Raw genomic sequence first — 2,889 nt, 5'->3', positions numbered from 1 at the left:
GTGAACTGACCATGAAGAGCCCGGAGTTCGCCGGCATGTGGTCCGAGCACCGGGTCAGGAAGTGGGACCTCGCGACCTACCGCATGCACCATCCGGTCGTAGGCCGCATGCAGCTCAACCTCCAGACCCTGAACGTCCCGCAGGAGGAAGGCCAGCGGATAGTCGTGGTGACCGCCGAGGCCGGCACCGCGTCAGCGGCAGCGCTGAGCCTTCTCGCCCAGGTCGGCACTGCGCCTGCCGATAATTCCATCCGTCCAGGTCACGGTCTTGCAGGGCTTCTCTCGCAGGCAGGCTTCGATTCCTGAAGAGGCGACAGTGCGGCAGGATGACCGGTCGTGCTCTTTCGCCTGGCCTATTTCGCCGTCACGAATACCTTCGCAGCAATGCGGTTGCTTCCGATGGGAGATCGAGACAAGGACGTCGAGACTCTCGCCCTGCGTCATCAGATCGCTCTCCTCGAACGGCAGCTCGGCGTCGGCACCAGGGCGCGGTTCGCGCCTGAAGACCGGGCCTTCCTCGCCGCTCTACTGGCACCGCTGCCCCGCGACGTGCTTCGCCGGCTGAGGCTCCTCGTCCGGCCGGACACTGTCATGCACTGGCACCGCGATCTCGTGCAACGGCGTTACGCTGGTGCCTGCGTGCCGAAGCGGCGCGGGCTCCCGCCAACCGTCCGTTCCATCCGCGCTCTCGTCCTCCGCCTGGTCCGGGAGAACCCGTCCTGGGGCTACCGAAGGGTGCACGGAGAGCTCACCACACTTGGCATCAAGGTGGCGCCGTCCACGGTCTGGGAGATCCTCAAGCAAGAAGACATCGATCCAGCACTCCAGCGGGCGACCAGCACGTGGGCCGACTTCCTGCGCTCCCAAGTCGAGGCTCTGCTGGCCTGCGACTTCATCGAGACCATCACTCTCGATGGGCGGCGTCAGTACATCCTGGCCGTCATCGACCACGCGACCAGACACGTCCGCGTACTCGGCACCACCGCACACCCGACCGCGAACTGGATCGCCCAGGCCGTCAGGAACCTGGTGATGGATCTGGAAGACACCGGTTGCCGGGCCCGCTACCTGATCCGCGATCGAGACGAGAAGTTCCCTGGTCTCATGGACGAGATTCTCGCCGAGGCCGGCATCCAGACCATGCTCACCGGTATCCGGATGCCGCGGATGAACGCGGTCATGGATCGGTGGGTGCAGTCCTGCCGCCGCGAGCTCGCTACTCGACCGCTGCCTGCTCTGGAACGAACACCACCTGCGGCACGCCCTGCGCGAGTACGAACAGTTCTACAACCGGCACCGAGCCCATCAAGCCCTCGCCCAAGCCGCCCCACTACGTCCCGTCCCGGATCCGATCATCGATCAGGAGCGAATCACAAGCTTGACCATATGCCGGAGAGACCGGCTCGGCGGAATCCTCCACGAGTACTCACATGCCGCTTGAACTGCACGGATGGAATTTTCGGCAGGCACAAGGTCCACGGCAACGATTCCGGAAAGATCAGCGTGCTCACCCGCACACCACCCGAGCACCTGAGGGATCAGCACATGACCAGCACCCGGTTCCCGCGAACCCGCCTCACCTCGGGTCACCAACACCCCACCCTGACGCGGGTTCCCCGCTCACCCCGTCCGGGATTCGACGAACCCGCGCGCTTTCGGCTTCTCCACCACTGCGATGTGATCTCCATCAATCGCCCCAGCTACCGGCTCAAGAATCGGCTCAGGAACATCGAACAAGCCACTGAGGTCGCCTGAGCGCTTGTCTTCAACTCTCCATAGATCCAACTGATCAAGGGACGCACCGAGTTGTCCGCGGGCCTTCAGGCGCTCGATATTGCGGCGCCTCCTCGTGCCGCGCTCGCCTGATTAGCTCGCGTGGGGGAGGCGGGTTCATTCTCACAGGTGATCTTTCATCCTCGGTGCCCGGAGAGACTGCAGCGATGGCGATCAAACTGCTGCACGCGGCCCCAGCCACCAGCGACACCGAACAGCCCGTCCCCCGATGGGCACTCCGTGTCGCCTACGCGCTTCCTTGGCTGCTGCTCCCTTCGTGCCTGTGGAGGTTGCCGTTTGCCTTTCACTTCGACATGGGACAGCTCAACGACGCGCCCGTATCACCGTTGTGGATCACTATCCCCTATGTCTTCGGGCTCAGTGTGATCACCGAGTTGGTGGCGCTGCTCAGCATCGGTCTGGTGCGCGGTTGGGGCGAGGTGGTCCCGAACTGGATCCCGGTCATCGGCGGCAGACCTGTGCCGACCATGGCGGCGGTCGTCCCGGCCGTGATCGGTGGGCTCCTTTTGACCGCGATCTCGGTCTGGATGGTGCTCGCCTGGGTCGGCGTCTTTGACCGCACGGCGTATGAGAACGGCTGGTGGCAGGCTCTGGCAATGGTATGCATCACCCCGATTGCCCTGTGGGGGCCGATAGTGCTCGCCCTGGCCAACGCCTACCACCTGCGCCGCCACCCCACCCGCGGTCAGCGGATGCCTTCATAACACCCCGACCCTCCGCGGGGAATCATTAGATCGGAGGATCAGAGACAGCCGCTGCGCTGGTGCACATATCTCCGTACTTCGTGGAGCACTCAAAGAAGTACGCGGACAGCCGGCCCAGCAGCCCGTTCTCGCCAACCAGTTCCATGCCCTCGGCGCGGGCCTGGTCGACGAGCTTGGCCACCAGCTCCCGATCCGAGTCTTCGGGCTGCTTGTCCTCGGGCTGCTTACGCGCCACCGCGGCGTCCTCCAGGTCGATCTCTGTCGATGCCTGGATCACAGTAGGGTGTGTCCAGTCAGTGGCTCTGGCCCACTTTCGGTGGTGACGGAACGTGATAGTTCGTGTCGTTACATGGCTATCTCGGGGTGCTGTGTCAGCGTGACGCCGGTGTGAC

General features: G+C 64.2%; 3 protein-coding genes and 1 pseudogene. 3 read left to right on the top strand and 1 reads right to left on the bottom strand.

Going from position 1 to position 2,889, the window contains the following annotated elements:
- From ACIHFD_RS67720 to ACIHFD_RS67710, 3 genes and pseudogenes are all read left to right on the top strand, one after another.
- A pseudogene (locus ACIHFD_RS67720) lies at positions 1 to 305 on the top strand (hypothetical protein); the annotation flags it as partial.
- 30 nt (positions 306 to 335) lie between these two features.
- Positions 336 to 1,754, top strand: coding sequence for a hypothetical protein (locus ACIHFD_RS67715; protein ID WP_397375943.1), 1,419 nt, complete (start codon positions 336 to 338; stop codon positions 1,752 to 1,754).
- Positions 1,755 to 1,939: 185 nt separating this feature from the next.
- Entirely contained in the window at positions 1,940 to 2,497 is a 558-nt protein-coding gene (locus ACIHFD_RS67710) for a hypothetical protein (RefSeq protein WP_397375942.1), read from the top strand.
- 25 nt (positions 2,498 to 2,522) lie between these two features.
- On the opposite strand, the gene ACIHFD_RS67705 is transcribed toward ACIHFD_RS67710, so the two are convergent.
- Complete coding sequence (locus ACIHFD_RS67705; RefSeq protein ID WP_397375941.1) at positions 2,523 to 2,774, bottom strand: hypothetical protein; 252 nt, start codon at positions 2,772 to 2,774, stop codon at positions 2,523 to 2,525.
- Positions 2,775 to 2,889: the final 115 nt, after the last annotated feature.

The sequence above is a fragment of the Nonomuraea sp. NPDC051941 genome (genome assembly GCF_044593615.1).
The sequence above is the reverse complement of the archived record's forward strand: the minus strand, read 5'-3'. Positions and strand labels throughout refer to the sequence as shown.